This window comes from Aeoliella mucimassa, from assembly GCF_007748035.1.
GTDB classification, from domain to species: domain Bacteria; phylum Planctomycetota; class Planctomycetia; order Pirellulales; family Lacipirellulaceae; genus Aeoliella; species Aeoliella mucimassa.
Genome location: NZ_CP036278.1, coordinates 2392852 through 2419218, shown reverse-complemented (window position 1 = coordinate 2419218; position 26367 = coordinate 2392852). Strand labels below are relative to the sequence as shown.

The window sequence follows — 26367 nt, the reverse complement described above, 5'->3', positions numbered from 1 at the left end:
GCTGGAATTTTTACCCAAACGCTTCACGGGTTAGCGATTCGCGCCAGGCACAGTGCCCCCACAAAGACAACTAAGAATACCAGTTGATTGCTTCAAATCAAGCAAATAGCGTAAAAACCGCGGGTCAGAGTGGTAAAGCCGATTGTGCTGGGTGGGAAATCCACGAGGTTTGGTCTGTCGAGATAAAAAGTGCGATTTTATGAAGCTTTTTTCACTCCGCCGACACTTCGATGCCGTCGAGATCGAGCTCGCCGGTCGCGCCGAGCAGGCCGATGCGGATGATCGCCTCGCGGCTGTGAACCGGAACTTCGATGTCGCGCAGCACATGAATCCACTCGAATGAATCGCGATAGGGACCAATCGCCTCGGTGGCTAGCATCCTGCGACGCTTGTCGTAGAACGTGATCGCGACATACGGCCATTGGTTGCGATCCTGCCCTGGGCGGATCGACTTGCCGCGGATGTGGAACTTGACCGACAGCTTCGAGACCTCGCGACCGTCGATGGCAAACCCCTGCAGGGCACGGCAACCGCGGCCTGGTTCCTCATTTGCGAAATGGATGTACCGCTGGCCGTCGGCCGCGTCGGCCGAGTTCTCGATGACCGTCGCCTGACGCAAGTAGTGCCAGCCTTCGGGAAGCTCTTTCTCGCCGACCACGGTTTCGAAGCTGCCGTTGGCTACCTCTGGGCGGGTGGGGTCGGGCTGCAGTTGTCGCTGGTCCTCGGCGGTGCCGGTCATCGGAACGAACAGCGTCGCCCGCAGGGCTTCGGACTGAAGCTCCCCTTCGCGTTTGCGGAACAAGTACAGGTTCTGCTGGTAGCGTTCGCCGACCGGCACGATCATCAACCCACCTTCGGCAAGCTGTTCGACGAGGGGATCAGGGACCTTCTCTGGCGAACAGGTGACGATGATCTTGTCGAACGGGGCATGTTCTTTCCAACCCTGAAATCCGTCGCCGATCTTCGTGTGCACGTTGTCGTACTTCAATCGCTTGAGCGTCTTCGCGGCGGTCCTGCCCAGTTCGGGGACGATTTCGATCGAGTAAACGTCTTTGACCAACGGGCTCAGCACTGCCGCCTGGTAGCCGGAGCCAGTGCCGATTTCGAGCACGCGGTCCGTAGGTTGCGGGTCGATCTGCTCGGTCATGTACGCCACGATAAACGGCGGCGAAATCGTTTGCTGCGAGCCAATCGGCAACGCCATGTCGTAGTAGGCCCGGGCGCGTTGGGCGCGGGGCACAAACTCGTGACGCGGCGTGCGGCGGATGGCCGCGATGACCCGCTCGTTCTCAATGCCGGCGCCGGCCACCTCTTCGTCGACCATCAAGTCGCACAATTGTTCCCAATTGCTGAGCGACTGCGCATGACCGATGGAGCTGGCGAAGCAGCTAAAGAGAACGAGAAAGTACTGGAGTTTTATGGCATTCATGATCGAAAGGCGGGCGAATGGGTCGCTCGTGTAGAAAGGGATAATGGCATACAATCCCAGCATACCACGTAATCCCGCATGACCAACTTTTTGATATGACAACCGAACCAACCACTACAAACGATCCGCTGGCACTGCTCTGCGAAGCGATGGAGCCCAGCCGCCAGATGGCGTATTTCGACCACGCCGCGCTGTCGCCCCTTCCTCGCCAAACCGCCCAGACCATTGTGGACTACGCGAATAAGTCGACTCAGGTGGGCAACGTGCACTGGCTCGAATGGCTGAACCAGGCCGAAGAGGCCCGCGACGCCGCGGCCGAGATGATCGGCGCCTCGCGCGACGAGATTACCTTCACGCCGAGCACCACCTACGGAATCAATCTGGTTTCCGAAGGGCTCGACTGGCGCGAGGGGGATAACCTGGTGACGCTCGAAGACGAGTTTCCCACCAACCTGTACCCGTGGATGCACTTGGAGTCGCGTGGGGTCGAGTGCCGGCGCATCGTGTCCGACAACGGTATCATCGACTACGACGCTCTCGCCGAAGCCTGCGACAGCCGCACCCGCTTGATCTCGGTCAGTTGGGTCGGCTACCGAACCGGCTACCGCATCGATCTGGCGAAGATGAGCCAGTTCTGTCGCGAGCGGTCGATCCTGTTCAACCTCGACGCCATTCAGGCGCTCGGCGTCTTTCCGATTGATGTGTCGAAGGTGCATATCGATTTTCTGGCAACTGGTGGGCAAAAGTGGTTGCTGGGTCCCGAGGGTATTGGGTTTGCCTATATCAAGCAGGAGCACATTGAGAAGCTGCGGCCGATTAACGTTGGTTGGAACAGCGTAGCGAATCCTTTTGATTACGGTCATATCGAACTCGATTTCAAACCCAACGCTGCCCGCTTTGCCGGCGGCGGTTGGAACATGTGCGGCACCATGGCCATGGGCCAGAGCCTCAAGTTGCTCAATCAGGTCGGCGCCGAGGCCATGTCGGAGCGAGTGCTGGACTACACCGACCTGGCCTGCGAGCGGCTGGCTTCGGCAGGTGCGGTGATTACCAACAACCGCGACAAGCAGCATCGAAATGGCGAGCACCGTTCGGGCATCGTTTATTTCGAGCTTCCTGGCCGCGATCCGGTAAAGGTTCGCGAGCAGTGCATCGAGCGAAACATCGTGCTGAGTTGCCGGGCAGGGAAGCTACGGATCAGCCCGCATGCTTATAATACGACAGAGGATCTCGATCGGTTGATCGAAGCGATTAGCGACGCCCAGTAGCGGCAGTTCGGCGGCGAGCAGGCTCGTCGGTTTTTGATTTCTAATTTTTGCCTTTTGCCCCCCTTTGTTGCTATGTCTCGTCGTGCTGTTTACACCGGTTCGTTCGACCCCGTTACGCTGGGGCATCTGAATGTGATTGAGCGTAGCGCTCGGCTGGTCGATGAATTGATCGTCGGCATCGGCATTAACATCGAGAAACAATCGTTGTTCACGGCCGACGAACGGGTAAGGCTGATCGAGCGATCGACCAGCCATCTCACCAATATCGTCGTCAAGCAATTCAATGGTTTGGCGGTTCGCTTCGTGCGAGAGTGCAACGCACGAGTCATTGTGCGTGGCGTGCGTTCGCTTTCGGATATCGAGGCCGAGTTCACCATGACCCTGGCGAATCGAAAGCTCGACGCCGAGGTGGAAACCGTGTTTCTGATGGCCGACGAAGAGTTCACGCACGTGTCGAGTTCGTTGATCAAGCAAATCACCCCGCTGGCCGAGGACGAAGAGCTGGCTCGATTTGTGCCGAAGTGCATTATCGGGGATATCCGCGCGAAGATTTCGGGGATTAGTCGTTAGCCTCCTTAGCTGGCGAGTTTCATTAGTTGCAGGACGATGGCCAGCACGCCGACGACCGCCAGGCCGTTGCGCAGGTTGTCGAATAGCCCGCCGGAGAGTAGCGGCGAGCTGGGCACCGCAGGCTCTGCGGGAGCAGCTTCGGCAACAGCCGGCCCGCTCTCGGCGGGTGGCTCCGAGGCTTCTTGGTCCGAATCGAACCGTGGCCAGGGCTCGCTGGGGGGAGCGGTCTGGTTGGCCACGCTCCACCGCTCGTCGGATCGCCAGTCGGGCCAGGCGTTCTCAGTCGCCGTGGGCGGCTTGGCGGCTGGCTTTGTCCCGAGCGGCTTGGTCGCGGTCGGTGTTTCGTGATCGGCTACCTGGTCGCAGCCAAAGCAGACATTGCCCAAATCGTCGTTCACCATGCATCGACCATCCTGGCAAGCCCATTGATTCGTCGCTTGCGGGCAGGTGGGGCAAACCGGTGGAGCCGCCGACCGCATCGCGATCTGCGGAGCGCCGTTAGAGTGCCGACCGACGTCGGGACCCAGCGAGGCGAGAAATGTCTTCACGCGGCCTTCGAAGCTGCCGAGGGTGGTCCCCTGCCCTGCCCCGAATAGTACGCCGGCGAGTTCGCCGCGGGCGTTGAAGATCGGCCCGCCGGAATCCCCTTGCCTGGCTTGCACGTCGAGCTCTACCAGTTCCTGAGGCAGGTTCAAACGCGGGGCGTAGTACTGCGTGCACCGCCCAGTAATCGAGCGATAGATGCCCGAACCGTAGCCGCAGATCGTGAGCGGCTCGCCAGGGCGCGGCGGACGGGCCGCCAGCTTCACCGGCTCGCAATCGGGACGCCAGACCACTAGCGCGGCCAGATCCCATTCGCTATCCATCTTGATCGCCCGCGCTTGCGACGTGAAGCCCGACGGAAAGCGGACCTCGATCGGGCCAGTCGCATCACGCACGACATGCCAGTTGGTGAGCACCAAACCGTACTCGTCGCGGGCGTCGATCAGCGTACCGCTGCCGTAGGCGGTGCCATCGCTTTCGGGCGTTACCACGCGCACGACCGCTGGGTGCGGGGTGTTCGGCGCAGCACGACCCGCCAACGGCAAAGCCGCGGTGGTCAGGCAGATAAAGCTGAACAGCAGGTAACGCATAGTGGCCCGAGTTGGGACTTCGTAAGTTGTGTTACTGAGGTGGTTGGTCCTCTTCATAAACGGATTAATTCACCAACCGAAACCGCGAAGCTTTTCGCTGGCGTTCGGTTTCGACGATCAAGTCGAGCAGACGGGCTCGCAACGATTGAATCTCGTCGAGTTCCTCCTGATGAAGTTCGATACGATCTAGCGGTGGGATAGGTGGTTGTGGATCGGCGGCTTTCGTGAAGGGGCGTCTAAGAATCGATAACAGCTTGGCACGGCGATGGACCGAACGCATGGAATTGACCTTTCATGCGGCAATCGGACGGCCTCCTTTCAAGTCCTCTTTGCATTGAGGGAAATCTTGCCTCTGCTGCGAATGTTGAAAGCAATCGAGTTCGCGACCTTAGCCTGTTTGGCCCATCGCAGGAGCCGGTTGTGGGCCCCATGGTCCACCAGGTCGTCAGTCGCGTCTCGAGCAATCCTCCAGCATTTGTTTGTCAGCAGGTGCAACGTCGCACGAACCATGTGCAACGCAAATCCAATCAAATCACGCTCGCAGGCCATGTGGTGCTCAGTCGCCTGAACCAGCCCGCACAAACACATACGGGCGAGTCGGTCGACTGTTACAGCTTGCTAGCAACGAAAATCGGACGATTTCCTGAGCCACTGCAAAAATCCGTGGGTTTGCCTTAAAGCTTCACGGATCGCGAGCACCGGGTGATTCGCAATAGATTTCCCCACATGCAAAACAGGCAGGATTAGCCGTGCTCCTTTCATTGATTTGACTTGCTTTATGCCCCACCAGAGAGAGGGGGGCGGGTTATGCGGGCCGCCGAGCCGCGGCGACACCCTGTTCGATGGCGGCTACCAGGCCGGCCATCGTGTAGTCGCTGGCTACCACCTTCGGGGGGAACCCGAGATCACGAAGCACCTCGCCGGTCAGCGGGCTGATGGCCGCCAGTTGGCTGTAGTTTAGCGACTCGCCAAGCATGGCGACCAGCGAGCGGGCGATCGCCGAACTCGTTGCGGTGACCCAATCGATATCGCCCGCAGTGAGTGCTTTCTCAACTTCTGGTGCGGGGCTAGTCACGTCGTGGCTTTCGTAGACCACCACCTGCTCCACTTCTCCGCCGGCCGCGCTCAGCGTTTCAGCCAGCACCTCGCGTCCTCGGCTGGCGCGCAGCAGCAGGAACCGCTGCCCACGGGCGCTGGTCGAAAGTTCTGCGGCCAGTGCTTCGGCGCGATACTCTTCCGGCTGGCAATCGACTCGCAGGTGATGCTCGGCCAGAGCGGCCGCGGTGCCGGGGCCGATGGCCGCGAGTTGGCAATGAGCCAGCGCCCGCCAGTCGTGGCCGAGCTTCCACATCCGCCGCAAGAAGTACTCCACCCCATTGCGACTGCTGAACACCAGCCAGTCGAACGATTCGATGCGAGCGATCGCCTGGTCGACCGGAGCCCAGTCGCTCGCCGGGGTGATCTCGATGGCCGGCTGATAGACGACGTTCGCGCCGAGTTCGCGGAGTTGGTCGCCGAGTTCGTCGGCCTGGTGGATTGCCCGGGTAACGAGAATCGACTGCCCAAACAGCGGACGGCTCGTGAACCACTCCGTCAGGCTCTGTTGCTGGGCGACCTTGCCGACGATCACGATCACCGGCGGGCGCAGCTTGTCGTGGCTCAGCAGCGTGGGGACCTCACCGAGCGTGCAAGTCCAGGTTTGCTGCGTGGGTAGCGAGCAATGTCGCACCACCGCTACCGGCGTGTCGGGCGACTTGCCGCCGGCAATCAGTGCGGTACTCCATACGGGAGCGGTGGTTACTCCCATGTAGAAGACGAGCGTTCCGGGGAACTGAGCCAGCGACTGGTAGTCGAGCGAGTCGTCCCCCTCCTTGCCGCATCGTTCGCGACCAGTCACAAACGCGACACACGAGGCCTCGTCGCGATCGGTAATCGCAACGCCCGCGTAGCATCCCGCGGTGGCAGCGGTGGTCAGGCCTGGCACCACCTCGAACGCAATGCCAGCCGCCACCAGGCCCGAGGTTTCCTCCACCAGGCGGCCGAAGATATTCGGGTCGCCCCCCTTGAGCCGCACCACGGTTTTGCCCGCCTGGGCGTACTCGACCATCAGGCGGTTTACTTCCTGCTGCGTGAGGATCCGCCCAGTGCCATGCCGGCCCAGGCAAACGCGTTCGGCCGACTCGGGGGCGTACCGCAGCAACTCGGCGCTGGCCAGGTAGTCGTACAGCACCACCTCGGCTCGGCGCAGGCACTCGATGCCGCGGAGCGTAATGAGTCGCGGGTCACCAGGCCCGGCTCCCACCAGATAGACTTGTGTTTGTTGTGGATTCATAGCGGCCCATTGTAGGTGCGAGGTCCCCCGCAGCCTACGGGATGGTTTCCCCGCATGGCTGGGTTCGAAATGCCCCCAAATCGCAGAAATCGATCCGTGGGGGCAATTCTTAAGGCATTTCGGTAGGTGCTAACTGAAGGACTGATCGCAGTTTAGGGCAATCGCCATCGACGTAAGTGGTTTTCAATGGCCCCCAGGGTGGGGGCAGAATCGGGCACGGTGGGGCAAGCATTCGGGGGCGACTCGCAAGGTTAGTTGTACTGTTCAAATGACCATGCCGCATTAGAGCAGATTGGCCCCGAATTGCAACAAAAATTAATGGCCATTTGTCGCCAGCAATCGCCGCACAAAGTCACTGTACGCGTCGCGATAACGAGTGCGCAGCATGTCGAGATTCAGTCGCATGTGCGTGTCGACGAACCGCTGCTTGTAGAAGGTCGATTTGCCGGAGGCTTGTAGTCCAATGAAGACAACTACTTCCATCTTGTTCAACTCCAGTAAGGGATGACTCGAGCGCGTTGCGGATGATGCATTCAGAAACACGTCACGCGTACTGAACATAAGGAGACCGTAATTCTTCACTCGCTTGCTCAAGTTGCGAAACTTTCCCACGGTATTCCAGAGAATTGGCAGATTAGGCTTAGAGATATCATCGCAATGACAGTAGTAGCCCTCTATAATCGATGTTGTTAGAAGGTGCTTGAGTTGGGGGGCTCGCGATTGTTCCGTAGCGAGCGCGCGGCATTCTTGAGACGTTCATGTCTTAACTTGGGGAGATCAAGCGATGAAGGTCGTTAAAATTTTGTTGGCGATTATCTTGCCACCGTTGGCCGCCTTTCTGCAGGTGGGACCGACATTGCACTTCTGGTTGAACCTGCTGTTGAGCTTCCTCTTCTTCTTCCCCGGCATGATCCACGCGCTCTGGTTGGTACTGACCGACCAGACCTGAACAGGCTTCGCCATTCGGGGGGGATCCAGTGCAAGAATCTAAATTGGACACTTGGGTCCTAATTTGGTGTTCGCTCGCTGCTGGGCGTTTGCCGGAGAAAAATTAAGGTAATTGCACGTGCGAAAGCACTAGCGGCGTGGGGCTAAAGTGCCTTGTTTTAGGCCGTTTCTTGTCGTCTCGGCTCAGCGTGCGCCTTAAGTGCGTTGTGTTGCGCAAAACTCAAGTCATAATTCAGAACACACCCTCTACCTGCCTATTTCAAAAACAAACTATTTGCAGGCCGAGGCAGGAGAGGATCACCCAGCCACGCTATGGGGGCCTTCAGTGGCGACACTGAAGAGTTGGCTGGGTGCTCCTCTGGCCTGCTTTCTTGCGGCGGACTTCGTCCGAGTCATTACCTAGAGCGACCACCCCTGGTTGTGGTGGTCCGTCTCAACAGGCTAGCCCGTTTGGGTGCCGAGTGATCCATCTCAGCCAAAGCGTTTAGGAAAGCTGCCGGCTGGGCTTTCCTCGCGCCTGCTTTTCGTTTGATAATGAGCCTTGTTCAATCTTCCGAAAGGAATTCGGAGCACAGGCGCATGACAAAGAAAAAGACCAAAGCAACGCGATCCTCTAACGGCGACTTTCAAGGGTACACGATTCACTTGATCGCCACCGCGGCAGGCGAACTGCTCAGCGGGTTGGCGACCGTCGCGATTTCGCAATTCCCAGAGATCGACTTTGAAATCGTTCCGCACCCACTGCAGGATACGACCGAGAAGCTCGAGGAGACTCTCGACCATCTCACCGGTCAGCAACCGATCGTGCTACACGCTTTGGCCGACGAGACAGCCAAGCTAGTGGTTCGCAACCGCTGCGTGGTTCGGCGGATTCCGCACTTCGACATCACCGGTAGCCTGTTCAACTTCATCGCCGACTGCGTAGGCATCCTGCCGAAGAACGATGTGTCGCACTTGCATCGACTCGATTCGGCCTACCAGAATCGCATCGAAGCGATGGAGTTCGCCCTGGAGCACGACGACAGCCTGGGGCTGCATTCGTTGGAAGAAGCCGACTTGGTGATCGTCGGCATCAGTCGCGTGAGCAAGAGTCCGACGACGTTGTACCTCAGCTCCCGCGGTTACAAGGTGGCCAACGTTTCGATTGCCCCCGAAACAGGATTCCCCAGCGAACTCGATCGGGTGTCGAAGCGCAAGGTGGTTGCCTTCACGATGCAGCCTAAACGCTTGCACGAAATCCGCGTGGAGCGAGCCAGTCGCATGCGGGTTTCGGGCACGTCGTACGAAGACCTGCAAAGCGTGATTCGCGAAGTGATGAACGCCGAGACGGAGTATCGTCGCCGCGGCTATTTGATCATCGACGTCACCAGGGCAACCATCGAGCAGACGGCCGCCCAGATCATGCAGGCAGTTCCGCTGAAACCAAAGTGAAGGGGTTCGGTGCCGGCTACTCATTCACGAAGAGAGCGGGCAAACGCGAAACGATAACCTGCTTGTGCGGGCGATCGATTCCGTAAATCACCTCGGGCGTTGAAGGATCCATCGCGATCGCCTGCCCGGTGATCTCGATGCCGAGGGTTCGTTTCCAAACCAGCGTAGAAGCCGCGCGGGGCAGCGCGAGTTCGTACAGCTCAGGGCGGTCGTGCCCGGAACAGTAGAACCTGCCTTGTTGACTCCAGACTCCGCCCGAACAGCTATGCGGGGCGAAGCGTTCGAGTACTTCGGACGGAAAGACCCAGGCCTCGAGTCGCCGCCATTCGTCGTCGAACTTCACCAGCGAGGTATACGTGTGCGGTTTGGCCTGCGGGTCGTCGTTCACCTTCTCCGAATAGTGGGCGAACACGCACCACCAGGCATTGTTGTGCCAGTCGGCCACGGTGAGCGAGCCTTCGTAGATGCCAAAGCTATGGCTATCTATATGCTGCAAATTCTCGGTTTCGAAGATCTCGACCGAGCTGGTATTCGGGTACGCTGGAAAGTTGGAGTGCGCGCAGTAAAGCTTGCCCTCGTGGCACACGCCTGAGTTCAGGTGCCGCAGCGGTAGGTCGTCGTTCGCTTCCCAAGCATCAAGCCGAACTCCCGTTTGCTTGTCGTACTTGGCGATCTTCGCATTGGCGATCGCGTAGAACGCCTCGGCGTCGACCGCCACGCCTTGGGTGGCTTCGGGAGCGTCCCAGCGAGCCAGGGTCTCGCAAGTTGGCTCCAGGGCATTCGCGAGTGGTGAGACGAGAGAAATAGCCAATAGCAGGGCCGTCGAGCGAACCATAGGAACCTCTAAATCAATGGTTTATCCGCTCGCCGCTGCTGATTCTACTGCCGAATTCGTGAGTCGCCAACCATCATGGCAACGCACTTTAGCAACGGTTTTCCCGTGCCAGATCGCAACTTCTTTGACGCGTAGCGAAACAGTGTCGATACTGGGAAGGTTGTTGATTGCCAGTCCCCTATCCTCCCTCCCCAGTTTCGCGAGATAAAGCCACTTTGGACCTGCCCGGCCTGAGAACCGATTGCCCCCCTGCCCTGCGGGTGCTGAGCCTGGTGATCGTCTGGGCGATGGTCGCTCCGTGCTGGGGATTCAACAGTAACGGGCAATGGACCTCGACCGCCAGCGAGCCCACGACCGCCGGACTCGGCAAGCCAGTGACCCTCACCTGGAGCATCGTGCCCGACGATACTTCGACGTTTGGTTCGCTGCACAGCGATTTGATCACCGATTTCGACGCACTCATCGGCGGCGGCACTGGCACCGTCGAGCAGCGTTCTTGGTTCTCCCTCCTTGAGCAATCGTTTGCCAGGTGGAGCGAAATAAGTGGCGTGAACCTGGTTTACGAGCCGAACGACGACGGGACACCGATGCCCAATAGTCTCGGCGAGCTTGGCGTGCGAGGCGACATTCGTATCGGTGGCAGCTTTCTCGATGGCAACGGAGGAACTTACGGATCGACCGGTTTTATTCCCTCCCCCCATATCACGCTCGACACCGGCGATACCGCGCGATATTCCGATTCGACCGATAACTACTTTGGATTGCGCCAGACGTTGACCCACGAGATTGGGCATGCGTTGGGTCTCGGGCATAATCAGGCACTCGGGGCATTTGTACTGATGCACCCCTTCGCCCAGACCGCATTCGATGGCCCGCAACTCGACGACATCTTGGGCATGCACTACCTGTATGGCGATGCCTACGAACGCGGTTTGCCCGATGGTAATAACCAGTATGCTTCGGCAACCGATCTAGGCGCGATCGCTGTCGGTGCTTCGGTCGCGATTGGCGACGACGTTCCGATGGTGCGCGGCAAAATCGAACCCGACGCCGACGATTTTGCCAGCATCTCCTTCGCGGGCGACGAAGACTACTACAAGTTTCAGCTCGAAGATTACTCGCTGGTCGACCTTCTGCTGACTCCTGGTGGGTTCCTCTACCAAGAGTCGGTCACCGGTTCGAACTTCGTGCCGATCGACACGCAAGCCCAAAACGATTTGACCCTAGCGCTCTACGCGGCCGACGGGGACCAGACGCAGCTAGTCGACTTTGCCAACAACACAGGGCTCGGCGGTACCGAGCAGCTGGCCGCCGTCCTGCTGGCTCCCGGCGAATACGCGGTGCGGGTTGCGGGCAGCAGTGCCGCGGTGCAGCTCTACGAGCTGGCGATCGACGTCGCCTTGGACCCCGCGATCACCACGGTAGCGGGCGACTTTAACGAGGATGGCCGAGTCGACCTGGCCGACTACACCGTGTGGCGCGACGCCCTAGGCACCGCCGGACCACTGGCGAACGCCCCGGGAGCTAGCGCGACGGTCGATGCAGCCGACTACGCGGTCTGGAAGGCGAACTTCGGAGCTATGAGCCTCGCCCCCAGCACCGCGCCCGGCGAGCGGCAATCGGTTCCCGAGCCAAAGAGCCTCATGGTGCTGCTGTTAGGGATGGCGGCAATCCGCATTGTGGATGGTGGAGGCCTCTTTTTTTCTCGCAGCCAATTCTCTCGTTCGCGCGAAAGTGGGCTCTGAATACCGAAATTTCCTTGAGGTTGAGGCCAAAAGCGTTGAGCCATCGGCCGACATGACTAGACTCTAGGATATTGTCCCCGGGTTAGAGGATATCGCAGGCGGCCCCGGACGACGACGAACGAACATCTGGACTGACCAATATCTTCCTACCGTGGGGCTGTGCTAATGTCTGAGACCAACAACGTGAAAGACTCCTCCGCTTCGGCGAAATCGACCAAGCGGATTGCTTATTCCTTAGCGGCAGGTGCCGCGGCTGGCCTCGCTGCTTCGCAGGCCGATGCCGAGATCGTGTACTCTGGCACGGTCGACTTGAGCATCGCTCAGTTCACAGCCGAGAACATCAACCTCGATGGCGATGCCTATAACGACATTCTCCTGAAGAACTACGTGTTCGGTGGTGGCAACTACCAAGGCGCGTACGTCAACTTCTATCCTGGCAAGTTGGTGGGCTTCACCACTGGTTTCAGCTACGCTTCGGCGCTTGAGATGGGCGACGTGATCGACGTCTCAACGACCACGGGAAGCTTTGCTGCTTCGATGGCCTACGGTGCAGCGAATCCCGATGCTGAGTTCAATACCGCCAGCGATGCCTACATCGGCCTCGCATTCCCGATTGCCGCGACCAACCACTATGGATGGTTGCGGGTCTCGATTGACAACGCAGCAGGCACCTTTGTGGTGCATGATTGGGCCTACAACGATGTGCCTGGCGAAGGTATCGTCGCCGGCCAGGTGCCCGAGCCGAGCACACTCGGTTTGCTGGCCGCTGGTGCTGCCGGCGTGGCCGCCATGCGTCGCCGTAAGAAGTCGGTGGCCTAGGCTCGCGAGGCACGCATCGTAGTAATGACGCGCGGGCTCGCAAGAGCCCGCGTTTTATATGAAGCAGTTTTCATCCGTTCAGTTTTGAGCTTCCCGTTCGTTCGGAGTTGTCCCATGTCGCGGTCCTCAGTTTCTCCATCCACCAATGGCTCTTCGCCCGATCGTCCCGCGAACCACATGCGCAAAGTCTATTCGGTGGCTGCTGCCGCGACGGCTGGTTTGGTTTCTGCCCAAGCCGACGGAGCAGTGCGTTACTCCGGCGTGCAGGACATTTCGATTGAATTAGGCTACTCGCAAGACTTGAGCATCGATGCCGATGAGTACGCCGATATTCGCTTGAAGAACTCAGATTATTTTGGTGGCCCATACCAGGGAGCATCGGTGCTGTTTTCGCCTGGCCGGCTTTTGACTTTTAACGTAGATGGCAGGCCGCTCGTCTATGCAAAAGCACTCGACGAAGGCTATGGCATCAATGCAAGTAGTATTGGCGACTATTTTTTCGGCTCGATGGCCTACGGAGTGGCAAATCCCTACGCTGAGTTCAACAATGTCGATGGGGCGTTCCTGGGGCTCTCTTTTCCCATTGCTGACGACCTTCATTATGGCTGGGTTCGCGTGACCATCGACAACGCCGCAGGATCGTTCGTGATCAACGACTGGGCCTACAACGACGAGCCTAGTGTCGGCCTTCTGGCTGGCGAAATGCCAGGTCCGCTCACGGCCGACTTCAATAACGATGGCCGCGTCGACCTGGCCGACTACACCGTGTGGCGCGACAACCTGGGCGCCGACGAGTCGACCGGCGTGCTCAACGGCAATGGCACCAACGACGGCCTGGTCGATTCCGCCGACTACGATCTGTGGAAGGCCAACTTCGGCAACTCCACGTTCACCGGGGACCCGATCGTTCCGTCGACCGCCCCCTTAAGCACTGCAGCAGTTCCCGAACCCGGAACGCTAGGGATGTTGGCGGCTGGGTCGTTAGGCATCGCGGCACTTCGGCGACGCAACGCGAGACGAGGCTAATGGCCATCCAACGCCGGTACGATCCGGACGGACCCAAACGCGTGCTGCTCGTGGGGTGGGATGCTGCCGACTGGCAGATGATCCACCCGCTCATCGAACGGGGGCTGATGCCAACCACCGCGGCCTTCATGCAGCAAGGCTCGTGGGGCAACGTTGCCAGTTTGCAGCCGATGCTCTCGCCGATTCTGTGGAACAGCATCGCTACCGGCAAACGCGCCCAGCAGCATGGCGTGTATGGCTTTACCGAGCCGAATGCCGACGGCCCGGGCGTGCGACCCACGTCGAGTACCAGTCGCAAGTGCAAAGCACTTTGGAACATCCTCACGCAGCAGGGGCTTCGCTCGAACGTGGTCGGCTGGTACGCCTCGCACCCGGCCGAGCCGATCAACGGGGTAATGGTCTCCAATCAATTCGAGGCATTTCGCGCCACGGAAGATGGCATCACGCCGCCTCCGTCGCAGTCGGTCTGGCCGGCCGAGATGACCGAAGAGCTAGCCGAGTTTCGCGTTCGCCCGATCGAAGTCGACGCGGCCGCCATCCTGCCGTTTGTACCGCAGGCGGCCAAGCTGCTGGAATCGAAGCCGATGCGTTTGGGCCGGTTGCAGCAGATGCTCGCCCAAACGGCCACCGTGCACGCGCTCGCAACGCATTTGATAGCCAATACCGAGTGGGATTTCACCGCGGTCTACTACGAGGGGATCGACCGATTCGGGCATGAGTTCATGGAGTTCCATCCTCCCAAGATGGAGCAAGTGGCCGACGATGATTTCCAGGCCTTTCAGCACTGCATGGAGGGCATCTATCGCTTCCACGACATGATGCTCGAGGCTCTGTTGACCTTGGCCGGCGACGACACCGCAGTGGTGCTGCTCTCGGATCACGGTTACTACAACAATCACCTGCGCCCCGATCCTCGCGAAGGCAAAGCGGGGCCGGTCGACTGGCACCGCCCGTTCGGAGTGGTCGCGGCCAAAGGACCTGGCATCGCTCCCGGTACCCGGGCGTACGGGGCTTCGCTGCTCGACATCGCTCCCACGGTGCTGCACTTGTTGGGACTGCCGGCCGGCGAAGACATGCCTGGTCGCGTGCTGGCCGAGATGCTATCGCTCGAGTCCACACCCGAGCGGATCTTCACCTGGGAAGAGATCGAAGGCGACTGCGGCATGCACGCCAGCGATGTGCGGGTCGATCCGGTCGAAGCCCAGCAGGCGCTACAGCAACTGGTGGACCTGGGCTACATCGATCCCCCTTCGGAGGACGACGAACAGCAGGTAGCCGACTGCATTGCCAACAACCAGCTTTGCCTGGCTCAATCGTATCTCGACGCGGGCAATTACTCGGCTGCCAAGGATACGGTGGACGGGTTGCAGGGCAAGCTGGCCTCGTCGGCATCGGCCGCCTTGCTAAGGGCCAGCAGCCTGTTGGGGCTTACCAAGCGTGCCGAAGCGAGAAAAGTGCTCGAGGAACTGGTGCAGCAGGCGGATGCCTCGCCGCGGGTGCTGATGATGCTCGGCACCCTCGAGCAGGCCGAAGGCAACACCGAAATCGCGCTGGAGTACTTTGAAAAGGTCGCCGCGACCGAGCCGCGATTGCCGGGGCTTCACAATCGCTTGGGACGCGTGCATTTAAGCAGCAAGAACTACGATCTGGCGAAAGCGGCCTTCGAGAAGTCGCTGCAGATCGACTCCGACAATGCGGTTGCCCTACAGGGGCTGGCCGAGGCGATACTCGCGACCGGCGACGCCCAGCAGGCGCTGGAGAAGGCGATGACCGCGGCCGAGTTTGTGCACCACTTCCCCCGGGCGCATTTGACTGTTGGCAAATCGCTATTGGCCCTAGTAGACTATGCCGGAGCGGTCGAGGCACTGGAGCTATGCACCAAGCAGGCACCAAAGATGGTCGAAGCGCATAAGACGCTCGCTACGGCCTACCGTGCTCTGGGAGAGAACTCCAAGGCGATGCAGGCGGAACTGCGCGCGAAACAACTAGCCACGTGACCCCATCAGCCCGCTGCCAGCGGTATTCACTTTTACCTTGTGAACAGTTGCCATGAAACGAGTGGAACGAATCCTGACTCCAATAAAAATGGTGTTAATGCTTGTGGTACTGGTGGTTGCCATGGTGGGCTGCGGGGGTGGTAGTGACAAAGACAACCAAGTTCCCGACAATCCTGCTCCGCTTCCCGATCCTAGCGATCGGTACTAGTGGAGAGCCTTTCTTCATTCCTCTGCCCAGGAGAGAACCCTTCCCATGGCTGCGATTGAAATTCGTTATGTGCCTGCGAAGCCAAGTATCACGGTCGTGAATGCCAATGCCCGGAAGCGGTCAGCGTTCACTCTGGTGGAGTTGTTGGTGGTCATCGCGATCATCGGCATTCTGGTCGCCCTGTTGCTGCCAGCGGTGCAATCGGCTCGCGAAGCCGCGCAGCGTTCAGCTTGTGCGAACAACATGCGTCAGCTCGGGCTGGCCGCGCTCAACTACGAGTCGACCAATAAGAAGCTTCCGCCGGGCTACCTGGGTACCGAGGAGCACGAGAATCCCAAAGCTATTGGAACTCGCCTGGCCGATGGCACCACCATTTACCATCAAGGCATTGGCGTCTTCGGCAACCTGCTTCCCTACGTGGAAGCGGGGCCGGTTTACGACGTGCTGACCTCCGACAGCTATCCGCTGTCGGCCGATTCGCACGGCCGGGTTTACTGGCAAGTAACGAATCCCTGGACCGCCGCGCAGGCGCGGCTCACCGTGCTGATCTGCCCGATGGCTCCCGTCGAAACCCCGAACGATGGGGTGGTGGACGTCGCGGTACCGCTTTATAAGGGCTCGGCCGGCGCTCCAGTGAACACCAGCACCTTCGAGGGCAACTACGTGCTCGATTCGTCGCGCTGGCGGATGCCGACCGGCGGAGCCTTGGGGCTGACTCACTATCAAGGCGTCTCCGGGGTGTATGGCCAACCTGGTCCTAATCTCAAGGTCATCGGCGACGACGGCAACACCTACGACGTCGAGAAGGACCTGACCGGCGTCTTCGGCGTCCGCTCCAAGACCAAGCTTGCTCAGGTGACCGATGGTACCTCGAACACCATGATGTTCGGCGAAGCTCCCGGCTCGATCGGCAGCAGCTTTTGGGATGCGGCCAACAATCAGGTTACTGGTGGCTTCTCCCAAGGCATTGCCTGGGCTGGCACCTGTGTACTGCCGACCTACCTGGGGCTCGATGTGTCGCAGGAGCAGGACTGGGCCCCCGCCGGGCAGCCGGCCGATTACGACACCAAGTGGTCGTATTTCGGCTCGCTCCACACTGGCGTCGTGCAATTCTGCTTCGTCGATGGCTCGGTGCATTCCCTGTCGCGCGATATCGACAAGTCGCTGTTCAAGGCGATGTCGACCATGCGGGGCGGCGAAACCGTCGATCCCGGCCTGTAACGGGGACGCTACTCATCGCTGTGGGTTGCAAATTGGCCCCTGGCAAGCCGCTCGGGACCCCCCCTGCTAGGCTCGACGACTCACGGCGGTGCGAAGCACTACCCCCGTGCACAGGAGCCTGTTTGGCTCCTCCGCGGTAAAAAGGGATGCCAGGTAGCCTGGGCAAGATGCAATCGCTCTACCGATTTTTGCGATTGTCTGCGTCGAAAACGCCGGAAGCAGGGCGAATTCGCGCGCCCTCAGCGCACCCCATACCTGTTCCGGCCAATCAGAACTTGCTATTGTTATTTTAACGATAAGTAGGTTCCAGTTGTCGCAAAGGCATTAATCGAGAGCAATCAAATGGCGAACCATCCAGACAAGGCGGAACTCCGTCTCGGCGATAAGAGCATTGAACTACCGGTACTCGTTGGTACCGAAGACGAAGTAGCGGTTAACATTGGGCATCTTCGCGATGAAACCGGCGTGATCACCCTCGACGAAGGGTATCGGAACACGGGCTCGGTTCGCTCGGACATCACTTTCATTAACGGCGAAGAAGGCATTCTTCGGTACCGCGGCATTCCCATCGAGCAAATTGCCGAGAAGTCGACGTTTGTCGAAACCGCGATGCTGCTCATCTACGGCGAGCTGCCAACTTCCGACCACTTCGACCACTTCCGTCATTTGCTGTCGGAACATCAGACCATCCACGAAGGCATGCGGAACTCGTTCCTCGGGTTCCCCCCCAGCGGTCACCCGATGGCCATTCTGTCGTCGATGATCAACACGTTGTCGTGCTACAACGAAGACGTGCTGGCCATGGAAGAGGACGACTCGTTCGAGAACGCCGCTGCTCGGTTGATTTCGAAGATTCGCACCGTGGCTGCCTACGCCTACAAGACCTCGATCGGTCAGCCTTGGATGTATCCCGAGCCCGAGTCGAGCTACTGCCGCAACTTCCTGCATCTGATGTTCTCGTTGCCGACCAAGCACTACGAGCCGAATCCCGACGTGCTGCGGGCGTTGTCGCTGTTCCTCATTCTGCACGCCGATCACGAGCAAAACTGCTCGACCTCGACCGTGCGAATGGTGGCCTCGGCCGGGGCGAACTTGTTTGCCTCGTGTGCGGCTGGTGTGTGTGCTCTGTGGGGCCCGCTGCATGGTGGTGCCAACGTGGCAGTGATTGAGCAATTGCAGCGTATTCACGCTTCGGGCGAGAGCATCGACAGCTTGATCGAGCGCGTGAAGCAGAAGAAGGAAAAGCTATTCGGCTTCGGCCATGGCGTTTACAAGAGCTACGACCCTCGCGCTCAGATCCTCCGCAAGCAAGCCGCCAAGGTGCTGGCCAGCTTGGGACGCAAGGATCCGCTGCTCGACATCGCCCAACGCCTGGAAGAGATTGCCCTGAAGGACAATTACTTCGTCGAACGCAACCTGTACCCGAACGTCGACTTCTACTCCGGTATCGTGCTGCGGGCGCTCGGTATCCCGACCGATATGTTCACCGTGATGTTCGCCATCGGCCGGATGCCTGGGTGGATCGCGAACTGGAAGGAAGTGCACGACTCGAAGAGTCGCATTTACCGTCCGCGTCAGGTCTACACCGGCCCGGCCCAGCGGGACTACGTCGATCTGAAAGATCGCGTCGACGACAAGCGGTAAGCTCACTTGCCTATCGCGACAGGAATAGAGCACGCCCGGCAGGACTCGAACCTGCGACCTGCGGATTAGAAGTCCGCTGCTCTATCCAACTAAGCTACGGGCGTAAGCCTATTTTATAGGCATTTTTTAATCATTCTGGCAAGTGGGTCAGGGGCACGATACCCCGTGCGATACCCCTTCACCCCGTGACCTACACTTGCAACATGAAACCAGCAAAGCCCTACCCCGGATTCCCGCTCACAGCCAACGGCAACGGTCAGTGGTCGAAAAAGATTCATGGCAAAGTCTATTATTTTGGGACGTGGTCGGATTGGCGGTCCGCCCTGGATAATTTCCACAACCAGCGGGACTACCTATATCTAGGTCAGACCCCGCCAACAACAGCGACAACAGTTGCAAATATCTTAGATGCTTTCTTGGATGATCGGGAGGTAGCCCGCGATTCGGGCGACCTGACAGAGCGGTCCTATGACGAATACCGCACAATCTGCGATACCATCGTCGCCACCCTGGGCAAGGCCCGGCCAGTCGAGGCCATCCACAATAATGACCTGGGGAGGCTGCGGTCGGTTCTCGGAAAAGGAAAAAATGGTCAGCAGCTAGCCCCATCGTCGCACAAACGGCACCTGACGATTGCCCGTATGATTTTCAAGTATGCCAATCAAGAGCTAGGCTGCGACATTCGCTATGCCGTCGCTCTGCGGTCGCCATCCGCTAGGGCAATTCGCCAGCGCAGGAACGAAGTGGGGGAACGGCTGTTTACAGCCGACGAAATTCGGGCTCTGGTGAAAGCAGCCAAGCCACAATTGCGGGCGGCCTTGTTGAACAATTAGTCACAAACCTCCGTAAAAACTAACGTGGAATGGAACCACGTACCTTTTTTACGGAGATCGAACATGGCTACGAAAGAAAAACGAACCTACAAAGTCACGAACTGGAAGGAGTATAACAAGTCGCTCATCGAGCGTGGAAACATCACTATTTGGTTTAGCGACGAGGCGTTGGAGAACTGGGAACATCCTAACGACCAGACAAAAGTCGGTCGCCCTTTTGTCTTCAGCGATACGGCGATCGAGTGCTTGCTGACGATTCGCGAACTGCTGAAACTTCCCTATCGGCAGACTGAGGGATTCGGCCGCTCGCTGGTGGCGATGTTGGGCGTCGAGGCAGCGATTCCCAATTATTCTTCGCTCGCCAAGCGAGCCAGCAAGCTGAATGTTTCGCTCGATATCGCTAACAAGAGGGGCGACATCGATATCGTGGTGGATAGCACCGGCATGAAAGTGTTTGGCGAGGGCGAATGGAAGATGCGGACGCATGGCAAGTCGAAGCGGCGGACATGGCGGAAGCTGCATTTGTCGGTGAATCCTGACACCCGCGAGATTGTGGCGGAGATTTTGACCGAGAACAGTTGCCACGATGCCGATGCGGTTCCCGAAATGCTGGAGCAGGTGGAGCAGCCCGTAAAAAAGTTTCACGGCGACGGTAGTTACGACAAGTGGAAGGTTTATGAAGGGCTGGAATCCGAAGGCATTGAGCCGGTGATTCCGCCGCAGCACAACGCCAAGATCAAACAACATGGCAACTCTGCGGAGGAGCCTTTGCCCCGGGACGAGGCAATTCGTCAGATTCGACGCAAGGGGCGTAGGAGTTGGAAAGAGGAAGTGGGCTATCATCGTAGAAGCTTGGCGGAAACGACCATGTACCGAGTGAAACAAAGCTTTGGGAGCCATCTCAAAAACCGAGTATTCGAAAACCAACAAACGGAAGCCCGCTTGCGCTGTAAAATCATCAATCAATTCACCCAACTCGGGCTTCCACAGTTCGAGTGGAGTTAGTCAACAAGGCCGAAGTGAGTTGTCGAAAGCAAAGTGATCTATCGAAAGAGTCCAAGTAGGAGGCTCGCACCAAAACTCACATTCAGATTGCTGCGGATCGAGTGCATCGATTACCGTGCGAACATGTTGGAGGTGGTATTCGCCTTGTTCGGTCACCAAGGGAAAAAGTCCCCATTTGGCTCAAGTAGGTCTTTTAGGGAATCGCAGGCTTTTCTGCCGACCCCAGGCAAGTCGCGGACGTCGGACTCCTCTTTGCCCGGCAAAATCGACCACTTTCTTGTCGAAAATGGCCACCTCTTCTGCTATAAAAGGATGCGGTACAGATGTATATATGTGTATGTAAGGAGATAGCCAATGAAGCACGAGAGCACTAGCAGCATGAATCGAACGCAGACGCCCGGCGCAATAGTCGGGGCGCTCTCGGTGCGGCCCCGGAAGTCACTACTCTGGGTCCCCAAAAGCGGCTCGCAGCGTGGGGGCCCGCTGGGCGTTTTGCCCCCACTCGTCAGCGGCCTGGGGCGAAACGCTGCTCGGTTGATGACCGGCCATGTAAAAAAGTGGCTGCAAATCGAGGGCAAACGCGACGCGGAGGGCGAGCGTACGGCAAAAATAAAGCCCCCACGAATCGATTTACCGAAAGTGGGGGCTTTTGAAATGTCGACTTAGCCGGTCCGCCAGCGGCGGCCCGTGTCGGATTGCAGGTGCTTACCGACGGGCTTCGGCGGCTTCGACCACTTCGAAACCAAGGTCGCGAAGCATCTGGTAGTCTTCTTCGGCGGCCTGGCCTTGGGTGGTCAGGTAGTCGCCGACGAACATCGAGTTCGCGGGATACAGCCCCAGCGGTTGCAGGCTGCGAAGGTGCTTCTCGCGACCGCCGGCAATGCGGATCTCGCGATCGGGGCAAACCATGCGGAACATCGCCAGCGCCCGCAGGCAGTCCTGAGGAGTCAGGTTGCACTTGTTTTCGAGGGCGGTGCCTTCGATGTCGTTAAAGAAGTTCACAGGAATCGAATGTACACCGAGTTCGCGAAGCTCAATGGCCATTTGCACCAGATCGGCATGCTTCTCGCCCATGCCGATGATGCCACCGCTGCACATTTCCATGCCGGCGGTGCGAACCGCCTTGAGCGTGTCGACGCGATCGCCGTAGCCGTGGGTGGTGCAGATTTCGCCGTAATACTCTTCGCCGGTATTGAGGTTGTGATTCACCCGATCGACGCCGCACGCCTTGAGGCGGTCGGCCTGCTCGGGGGTCAACAGCCCCAGGCTGGCACAGATCTTCAGGTCGTACTGCGATTTGATTTCAGGCACGATCGTCTCGACCGCCTGCATTTCGCGTTCGCTGGGACCGCGCGACGAGATGACGATGCAATACGTCTTGGCCTGACGCTCAGCGGCGACGCGGGCGCCGTCCATCAGTTTGTCGCGGCTCAGAATGTTGTACTTAGGAATCTTGGCTTCGGAGGTTTTCGACTGCGAGCAGTACTGGCAGTCTTCGGGGCACAAGCCACTTTTGGCGTTCATCAGCAGGTAAAGCTGCACCTGGTTCCCGAAATAATGGTGCCGCACGCGGTACGCGGCGTCGAGCAGCGTGAGCACGTCGGTGTCGGGGGCAGCGAGAATGCTCTCGGCCTCGGCAGCGGTAAGTTGCTCGCCAGCCAGTACCCGGTCGGCGAATTCGTGCCAGTGAGTGGGAGAAACAGCGGTGTCCGAAGTGGCGGTAGGTGCAATCATGCTTGAAGAATCTGGTATAAGAGGGATTGTGGTAAGTTTGTATTATTGCTTGTATCGGCACATTCGAGCAAGCCAGTCGTGCTGTCCTGCGAAACAGGCTATTCGTCCGAGAAAGGGATTGATGTCTTCACATATCGTACGCGTTGGCGCCATGGGAGTCGTGGGCCGATTCCGCTCACCCGATGGCACATGCTATCCGCGGGATCGTCGCGTGGTGGTGCGTACCGTGCGGGGACTCGAAATGGGGCAGATTCTCGCAGAACCGCAGCCAGAGCAACCCGCAGATCAAGCGGATGGCGAAGTGCTGCGGCTCATGACCACCGAGGACGAGCTACTGGCCGAACGGCTCGAACGACGCCGCGATCAGGCATTTACCGAGTGCGTGAACCTACTGGCCGCTCGCGGATTGAAGGCCGCGCTGGTGGATGTCGAGCTGCTGCTCGATGGCCAGGGGCTCTATTTTTACTTCCTGGGTGAAGTATCGCCGGAGGTCGAAGCGCTGACCTCCGAGCTGGCCGAGGTGTACGACTCGACGGTGAAATTCCGCCAGTTTACCGATACCCTGCTCGAGGGGTGTGGTCCCGGGTGCGGCACCGAGGAGGCGGCCGGCCAAGGGGGATGCAGCTCGTGCACCAGTTGCGCGGTTGCGAATGTGTGTAAAAAATAGCGCCCGCCTGGTGGGGGGAGTCTGCTACTCCCCTGCCCCGCCGAGGGAGATGAGGAACTCGCTCATCTCGCCGGCTGCGTGCTGATTGCCTTGCTGGCGAGCAACGTCGATGCCCGCCCGCAGCACGTCGCGCGCTTTATTAATCTGACCTAACCCAGCCAACTGCTGCCCAGCCATGAAAAAGGCAGGCACGTGAGGAGGATTATCTTCGATCAATTCCGTGAGCAAACCGAGGCTACGTTCGTGATTGTCTTCCTTGCTGAACTCCATCGCCAGACTGTAGCGCAAGAATTGATCGTTCGGCTCATCCTGGAGCATGGCTTCGATTTTTTCGCGACGAGTAGTCATCCGTTCGATTCAACCAAAAGAGGAACTCAGCAATTGCCCAACACTAGAAGCTCTTGGGGCCTTTCAACAGCTGGCCTTTGCCAGCGTTGGTGATGTACAGCGAACCATCGTTTGCGAAAGCAAGCGAGGTGGGATGGTCGACCTGAGCTACCAGCACTGCGTTGCAGGTTTGCTGGTTGGTCTCGGCGTCGAAGGTCGCCTGCAACCGATAGACGCCGCAGCGTTCGGGGGAGTCGGCCGCCAGGTTGGTCGCATACAGGTTGCCAGTGTTCTCGCTGTAAGCCAAGTCGGTAATGTGCTCGAGCCCGGTATCGAGCACCATCAAAGGAGCTGCGATTTGATTGACTGGATGATAGAACACCAACCGACACGTGGCCGCTGGCTCGCCGGTGCCGGCTTCGGAAACAACCACGTACCCTTTTTCGCTGAACACCAGCGCGGTGGGATTGCCAATGTTCGTTGCACTGGAGGTTTTCACAAAACGCTTGAGATTCGCCGCGGGGCCGTCCTGCAGCTTGCCACGCAGCAGCCAGTGGTGCTCGCCGGTAGCCAGCAGGATGCCATCGTGGTCGCGATCCATGGCTGTAAAGCTGATCGCCGAATCCGATTGGTACTTGAGCATCACATGGCGGTCGCTGCTGTCCATCGGCAACCGGTCGTCGTCGAGATTGTATTCGCACACGAGCGCCGGTTGGTCGCTGGTGCCCGACAGGGCAGCGAGCAAGCGATTGCGAGAGCGAAATACCAGGCTGGCAGGTGCTGGGCCTGTGGTGGTGTCGAAGCCCTCGAGCACCGTCTGCACTTTGGGCGACTCGACGGTCGAATCGATGCCGAGCACTCGGCCGGCTGCCCGCTCGGCGAACAGCAAATCGGGGCCCGAACGACTCCCACCAGGGCGAATGACCACCAGCCCGGGATCCTTCAGCCCTTCGGCCAGCACCTGGAACTCCACCTCGGCCGGCGAGTCGGGACCTTCGGCCCAGGCGTGGGGCGTCGCCATGGCGAACACCGCCAGGGCATGGCACATCCACCAACAGATTCGGCGGCTACGTGGGGCTGGAATGCATTCAGGCATGGGCGGCTTCGTAAGCGGCGATTTTGTCTTCGTGTTCCAGGGTCAGACCGATGTCGTCCAATCCGTTCAGCAGGCAGTACCGGCGGAACGAATCCACTTCGATCGGAGCGCTGAAACCATGGTCATCGGTAAGTACTTCGTTCTCAAGATCGGCAGTCAGTTGGTAGCCTTCGTGCTTTGCGGCACGCTGGAACAACTCCTCTACCTGCTCTTCGGTCAGCTTGATCGGCAGCATGCCGTTCTTGAAGCAATTGTTGTAGAAGATGTCGGCAAAGCTTGGAGCGACGATCACGCGGAAGCCGTAATCTTCCAGCGCCCACGGGGCGTGCTCGCGACTCGAACCCGAGCCAAAATTGCGACGGGCCATCAGCACGCTGGCACCCTTCGCTTCGGGGCGGTTCAGCTCGAACTCGGGATCTTCCGTGCCATCTTCCTTCTTGCGCCAGTCCCAGAACAGGAACTCGCCAAAACCGGTCCGCTCAATTCGCTTGAGGAACTGCTTGGGGATGATCTGGTCGGTGTCGACATTGGCCCGGTCCATGGAAACGACCAGTCCGGAATGCTTGGTAAATGGCTTCATAGCTTTAATATCGAGTGCGGTAGACGATGGTTGGAATCGAGTGGGCGAAGCAGCTGGCGGCGCGGGTTAGCTCCAGTCGCGAATGTCGACAAAGTGGCCTTCGATCGCCGCGGCGGCTGCCATGGCGGGCGACACCAGGTGGGTGCGACCCCCGCGACCTTGGCGGCCTTCGAAGTTGCGGTTCGAGGTCGACGCACAGCGCTCGCCCGGCGACAGCTTATCGGGGTTCATGGCCAGGCACATGCTGCAACCAGCCTCGCGCCAGTCGAAGCCAGCCTCGCGGAAGATCGCGTCGAGCCCTTCGGCTTCGGCCTGTTGCTTCACCAGACCGCTGCCAGGCACGACCATCGCGCTGACGTGGTCGGAGACCTTGCGACCCTTGGCCACCGCGGCGGCGGCACGCAGATCTTCGATGCGAGCGTTCGTGCAGCTGCCGATGAACACGCGGTCGAGCTTCAGGTCGGTAATCGCTTGCCCCGCGGCGATGCCCATGTACTCAATGGCGTTGGCCGTGGTCTTCTGTTCGGTGGGATCGCTGAAGTCGCCAGGGCTAGGCACCTTGTCGGTAACGCTGGTGACCTGACCTGGGTTCGTGCCCCAGGTGACTTGCGGGGCGATGTCGGCCCCGGCGTAGACCAGGCTCTTGTCGTAGCTGGCCCCTTCGTCGGTCGGCAGCTTGCGCCACTCGGCGACGGCTTTCTCCCAGGCATCGCCCTGCGGACAGAACGGGCGCCCCTTAAGGTATTCGAAGGTGGTTTCGTCGGGGGCGATCATGCCCGCCCGCGCGCCGGCTTCGATCGACATATTGCAGACGGTCATCCGGTTTTCCATGGTCAAGCCGCGAACGACTTCGCCGGTGAACTCGATGCAGTAGCCGGTGCCGCCGCTGGTGGTGATCTGCCCGATCAGATAGAGGATCATGTCCTTGGCGGTCACCCCGCTGCCGAGCTTGCCATCGACTCGCAGTTCGAGTGTCTTGGGCTTCGATTGCAGCAGCGTTTGCGTCGCCAGCACGTGCTCGACTTCGCTGGTGCCGATGCCAAAGGCCAAGGCGCCGAACGCTCCGTGGGTCGAGGTATGGCTGTCGCCGCACACGATGGTCATACCAGGCTGGGTGTAACCCAACTCGGGGCCAATCACGTGCACGATGCCCTGATGGATGTCGCCGAGATCGTAGTACTTGATGCCGAACTCGGCGCAATTGTCGCGAAGCGTGTCGATCTGCTGCTTGCTCACCATGTCGACAATCGGCAGGCTGCGGTCGCTGGTCGGCACGTTGTGGTCGGCCGTGGCGACGGTTCGCTCAGGGCGACGGACCGGGCGGCCAGCCAGACGCAACCCCTCGAACGCTTGGGGGCTCGTAACTTCGTGCACCAGTTGCAGATCAATATAGAGAATGGTCTGGCGACCCTCCTCCGAATGGACCACGTGATTGTCCCAGATCTTCTCAAATAACGTGCGAGGCATTACAGCAATGGGTTCGAGTTTAGGAATAGGTTACACGAGCAGTGCGGATGAC

The 26367-nt window shown here is 59.2% G+C and carries 25 protein-coding genes and 1 tRNA gene; 14 read left to right on the top strand and 12 right to left on the bottom strand.

The window, feature by feature from the left end; genetic code table 11:
* Positions 1–211 precede the first annotated feature (211 nt).
* On the bottom strand, positions 212–1429 hold the full coding sequence (locus Pan181_RS09730; protein ID WP_145246638.1) for a protein-L-isoaspartate(D-aspartate) O-methyltransferase: 1218 nt from the start codon (positions 1427–1429) through the stop codon (positions 212–214).
* A gap of 95 nt (positions 1430–1524) precedes the next feature.
* On the opposite strand from Pan181_RS09730, the gene Pan181_RS09725 reads away from it, so the two are divergent.
* Both Pan181_RS09725 and coaD read left to right on the top strand, forming a co-directional pair.
* Positions 1525–2697: an aminotransferase class V-fold PLP-dependent enzyme gene (locus Pan181_RS09725; protein WP_145246637.1), complete on the top strand. Its 1173-nt coding sequence runs from the start codon at positions 1525–1527 to the stop codon at positions 2695–2697.
* 72 nt (positions 2698–2769) lie between these two features.
* Complete coding sequence (coaD, locus tag Pan181_RS09720; protein ID WP_145246636.1) at positions 2770–3267, top strand: pantetheine-phosphate adenylyltransferase; 498 nt, start codon at positions 2770–2772, stop codon at positions 3265–3267.
* Positions 3268–3272: 5 nt separating this feature from the next.
* On the opposite strand, the gene Pan181_RS09715 is transcribed toward coaD, so the two are convergent.
* From Pan181_RS09715 to Pan181_RS09700, 4 genes are all read right to left on the bottom strand, one after another.
* Positions 3273–4400: a S1 family peptidase gene (locus Pan181_RS09715; protein ID WP_197529109.1), complete on the bottom strand. Its 1128-nt coding sequence runs from the start codon at positions 4398–4400 to the stop codon at positions 3273–3275.
* 64 nt (positions 4401–4464) lie between these two features.
* Positions 4465–4680 carry a hypothetical protein gene (locus Pan181_RS09710; RefSeq protein WP_145246634.1) on the bottom strand — a complete coding sequence of 72 codons (216 nt, stop codon included), beginning with the start codon at positions 4678–4680 and terminating at the stop codon, positions 4465–4467.
* A gap of 525 nt (positions 4681–5205) precedes the next feature.
* Positions 5206–6732 (bottom strand): uroporphyrinogen-III C-methyltransferase, encoded by a 1527-nt coding sequence (cobA, locus tag Pan181_RS09705; RefSeq protein WP_145246633.1) that lies wholly within the window; start codon positions 6730–6732, stop codon positions 5206–5208.
* A 315-nt stretch (positions 6733–7047) separates the two neighbouring features.
* Positions 7048–7215: an ATP-binding protein gene (locus Pan181_RS09700; protein ID WP_197529108.1), complete on the bottom strand. Its 168-nt coding sequence runs from the start codon at positions 7213–7215 to the stop codon at positions 7048–7050.
* Between the two features lie 301 nt (positions 7216–7516).
* On the opposite strand from Pan181_RS09700, the gene Pan181_RS09695 reads away from it, so the two are divergent.
* Together Pan181_RS09695 and ppsR are read left to right on the top strand one after the other, a co-directional pair.
* Complete coding sequence (locus Pan181_RS09695; protein WP_145246632.1) at positions 7517–7681, top strand: YqaE/Pmp3 family membrane protein; 165 nt, start codon at positions 7517–7519, stop codon at positions 7679–7681.
* 578 nt (positions 7682–8259) lie between these two features.
* Positions 8260–9111 (top strand): pyruvate, phosphate dikinase/phosphoenolpyruvate synthase regulator, encoded by an 852-nt coding sequence (ppsR, locus tag Pan181_RS09690; protein WP_197529107.1) that lies wholly within the window; start codon positions 8260–8262, stop codon positions 9109–9111.
* Between the two features lie 16 nt (positions 9112–9127).
* Here the strand turns inward: ppsR and Pan181_RS09685 are convergent, their stop codons facing one another.
* Positions 9128–9946, bottom strand: a complete 819-nt coding sequence (locus Pan181_RS09685) for a hypothetical protein (protein WP_145246630.1) — start codon at positions 9944–9946, stop codon at positions 9128–9130.
* Positions 9947–10161: 215 nt separating this feature from the next.
* Here Pan181_RS09685 and Pan181_RS09680 point away from each other — a divergent pair, with 215 nt between their 5' ends.
* The 7 genes from Pan181_RS09680 (at position 10162) to Pan181_RS09655 (ending at position 18606) form a co-directional block, all read left to right on the top strand.
* The gene (locus Pan181_RS09680; RefSeq protein WP_145246629.1) at positions 10162–11691 is read left to right on the top strand and encodes a matrixin family metalloprotease; all 1530 of its coding nucleotides are present in this window, start codon (positions 10162–10164) and stop codon (positions 11689–11691) included.
* Between the two features lie 165 nt (positions 11692–11856).
* The gene (locus tag Pan181_RS09675; RefSeq protein ID WP_145246628.1) at positions 11857–12510 is read left to right on the top strand and encodes a PEP-CTERM sorting domain-containing protein; all 654 of its coding nucleotides are present in this window, start codon (positions 11857–11859) and stop codon (positions 12508–12510) included.
* 114 nt (positions 12511–12624) lie between these two features.
* Positions 12625–13536 carry a PEP-CTERM sorting domain-containing protein gene (locus Pan181_RS09670; protein ID WP_197529106.1) on the top strand — a complete coding sequence of 304 codons (912 nt, stop codon included), beginning with the start codon at positions 12625–12627 and terminating at the stop codon, positions 13534–13536.
* Positions 13536–15533 carry an alkaline phosphatase family protein gene (locus Pan181_RS09665; protein WP_145246626.1) on the top strand — a complete coding sequence of 666 codons (1998 nt, stop codon included), beginning with the start codon at positions 13536–13538 and terminating at the stop codon, positions 15531–15533. The genes Pan181_RS09670 and Pan181_RS09665 overlap by 1 nt, the downstream gene beginning before the upstream one ends.
* Before the next feature lie 52 nt (positions 15534–15585).
* Positions 15586–15741, top strand: coding sequence for a hypothetical protein (locus Pan181_RS26030; protein ID WP_197529105.1), 156 nt, complete (start codon positions 15586–15588; stop codon positions 15739–15741).
* Positions 15742–15786: 45 nt separating this feature from the next.
* On the top strand, positions 15787–16962 hold the full coding sequence (locus Pan181_RS09660; RefSeq protein WP_145246625.1) for a DUF1559 domain-containing protein: 1176 nt from the start codon (positions 15787–15789) through the stop codon (positions 16960–16962).
* Positions 16963–17304: 342 nt separating this feature from the next.
* Positions 17305–18606, top strand: a complete 1302-nt coding sequence (locus Pan181_RS09655; protein WP_145246624.1) for a citrate synthase — start codon at positions 17305–17307, stop codon at positions 18604–18606.
* Between the two features lie 30 nt (positions 18607–18636).
* Here the strand turns inward: Pan181_RS09655 and Pan181_RS09650 are convergent.
* A tRNA-Arg gene (locus Pan181_RS09650) sits at positions 18637–18710 on the bottom strand.
* Positions 18711–18809: 99 nt separating this feature from the next.
* Between Pan181_RS09650 and Pan181_RS09645 the strand changes: the two genes are divergently transcribed.
* The gene (locus Pan181_RS09645) at positions 18810–19439 is read left to right on the top strand and encodes a hypothetical protein (protein WP_145246623.1); all 630 of its coding nucleotides are present in this window, start codon (positions 18810–18812) and stop codon (positions 19437–19439) included.
* Between the two features lie 63 nt (positions 19440–19502).
* A complete protein-coding gene (locus tag Pan181_RS09640; RefSeq protein ID WP_145244898.1) occupies positions 19503–20444 on the top strand; it encodes an IS5 family transposase in 942 nt (313 codons plus the stop codon).
* 705 nt (positions 20445–21149) lie between these two features.
* Here the strand turns inward: Pan181_RS09640 and bioB are convergent.
* A complete protein-coding gene (gene bioB / locus Pan181_RS09635) occupies positions 21150–22178 on the bottom strand; it encodes a biotin synthase BioB (protein WP_145246622.1) in 1029 nt (342 codons plus the stop codon).
* A gap of 121 nt (positions 22179–22299) precedes the next feature.
* On the opposite strand from bioB, the gene Pan181_RS09630 reads away from it, so the two are divergent.
* Positions 22300–22845, top strand: a complete 546-nt coding sequence (locus Pan181_RS09630; RefSeq protein WP_197529104.1) for a PSP1 family protein — start codon at positions 22300–22302, stop codon at positions 22843–22845.
* Between the two features lie 24 nt (positions 22846–22869).
* On the opposite strand, the gene Pan181_RS09625 is transcribed toward Pan181_RS09630, so the two are convergent.
* The 4 genes from Pan181_RS09625 to leuC form a co-directional block, all read right to left on the bottom strand.
* Positions 22870–23193 carry a tetratricopeptide repeat protein gene (locus Pan181_RS09625; protein WP_145246620.1) on the bottom strand — a complete coding sequence of 108 codons (324 nt, stop codon included), beginning with the start codon at positions 23191–23193 and terminating at the stop codon, positions 22870–22872.
* Between the two features lie 43 nt (positions 23194–23236).
* Positions 23237–24268: a hypothetical protein gene (locus Pan181_RS09620; RefSeq protein WP_145246619.1), complete on the bottom strand. Its 1032-nt coding sequence runs from the start codon at positions 24266–24268 to the stop codon at positions 23237–23239.
* Entirely contained in the window at positions 24261–24848 is a 588-nt protein-coding gene (gene leuD / locus Pan181_RS09615) for a 3-isopropylmalate dehydratase small subunit (RefSeq protein ID WP_145246618.1), read from the bottom strand. Before leuD ends, Pan181_RS09620 begins: the two co-directional genes overlap by 8 nt.
* Positions 24849–24914: 66 nt before the next feature.
* Positions 24915–26315, bottom strand: coding sequence for a 3-isopropylmalate dehydratase large subunit (gene leuC / locus Pan181_RS09610; protein ID WP_145246617.1), 1401 nt, complete (start codon positions 26313–26315; stop codon positions 24915–24917).
* Positions 26316–26367 lie beyond the last annotated feature (52 nt).

Bases quoted from the DNA above. Each gene is read 5' to 3' on its own strand.
- Pan181_RS09655 (WP_145246624.1), top strand. From the start codon at position 17,305: ATGGCGAACCATCCAGACAAGGCGGAACTCCGTCTCGGCGATAAGAGC.
- ppsR (WP_197529107.1), top strand. From the start codon at position 8,260: ATGACAAAGAAAAAGACCAAAGCAACGCGATCCTCTAACGGCGACTTT.
- bioB (WP_145246622.1), bottom strand. From the start codon at position 22,178: ATGATTGCACCTACCGCCACTTCGGACACCGCTGTTTCTCCCACTCAC.
- leuC (WP_145246617.1), bottom strand. From the start codon at position 26,315: ATGCCTCGCACGTTATTTGAGAAGATCTGGGACAATCACGTGGTCCAT.
- Pan181_RS09710 (WP_145246634.1), bottom strand. From the start codon at position 4,680: ATGCGTTCGGTCCATCGCCGTGCCAAGCTGTTATCGATTCTTAGACGC.
- Pan181_RS09685 (WP_145246630.1), bottom strand. From the start codon at position 9,946: ATGGTTCGCTCGACGGCCCTGCTATTGGCTATTTCTCTCGTCTCACCA.
- Pan181_RS09645 (WP_145246623.1), top strand. From the start codon at position 18,810: ATGAAACCAGCAAAGCCCTACCCCGGATTCCCGCTCACAGCCAACGGC.
- Pan181_RS09675 (WP_145246628.1), top strand. From the start codon at position 11,857: ATGTCTGAGACCAACAACGTGAAAGACTCCTCCGCTTCGGCGAAATCG.
- Pan181_RS09640 (WP_145244898.1), top strand. From the start codon at position 19,503: ATGGCTACGAAAGAAAAACGAACCTACAAAGTCACGAACTGGAAGGAG.
- Pan181_RS09730 (WP_145246638.1), bottom strand. From the start codon at position 1,429: ATGAATGCCATAAAACTCCAGTACTTTCTCGTTCTCTTTAGCTGCTTC.
- Pan181_RS09670 (WP_197529106.1), top strand. From the start codon at position 12,625: ATGTCGCGGTCCTCAGTTTCTCCATCCACCAATGGCTCTTCGCCCGAT.
- cobA (WP_145246633.1), bottom strand. From the start codon at position 6,732: ATGAATCCACAACAAACACAAGTCTATCTGGTGGGAGCCGGGCCTGGT.
- Pan181_RS09660 (WP_145246625.1), top strand. From the start codon at position 15,787: ATGGCTGCGATTGAAATTCGTTATGTGCCTGCGAAGCCAAGTATCACG.
- Pan181_RS09725 (WP_145246637.1), top strand. From the start codon at position 1,525: ATGACAACCGAACCAACCACTACAAACGATCCGCTGGCACTGCTCTGC.
- coaD (WP_145246636.1), top strand. From the start codon at position 2,770: ATGTCTCGTCGTGCTGTTTACACCGGTTCGTTCGACCCCGTTACGCTG.
- Pan181_RS09700 (WP_197529108.1), bottom strand. From the start codon at position 7,215: ATGGAAGTAGTTGTCTTCATTGGACTACAAGCCTCCGGCAAATCGACC.
- Pan181_RS09620 (WP_145246619.1), bottom strand. From the start codon at position 24,268: ATGCCTGAATGCATTCCAGCCCCACGTAGCCGCCGAATCTGTTGGTGG.
- Pan181_RS09665 (WP_145246626.1), top strand. From the start codon at position 13,536: ATGGCCATCCAACGCCGGTACGATCCGGACGGACCCAAACGCGTGCTG.
- Pan181_RS09625 (WP_145246620.1), bottom strand. From the start codon at position 23,193: ATGACTACTCGTCGCGAAAAAATCGAAGCCATGCTCCAGGATGAGCCG.
- Pan181_RS09630 (WP_197529104.1), top strand. From the start codon at position 22,300: ATGTCTTCACATATCGTACGCGTTGGCGCCATGGGAGTCGTGGGCCGA.
- leuD (WP_145246618.1), bottom strand. From the start codon at position 24,848: ATGAAGCCATTTACCAAGCATTCCGGACTGGTCGTTTCCATGGACCGG.
- Pan181_RS26030 (WP_197529105.1), top strand. From the start codon at position 15,586: ATGAAACGAGTGGAACGAATCCTGACTCCAATAAAAATGGTGTTAATG.
- Pan181_RS09695 (WP_145246632.1), top strand. From the start codon at position 7,517: ATGAAGGTCGTTAAAATTTTGTTGGCGATTATCTTGCCACCGTTGGCC.
- Pan181_RS09715 (WP_197529109.1), bottom strand. From the start codon at position 4,400: ATGCGTTACCTGCTGTTCAGCTTTATCTGCCTGACCACCGCGGCTTTG.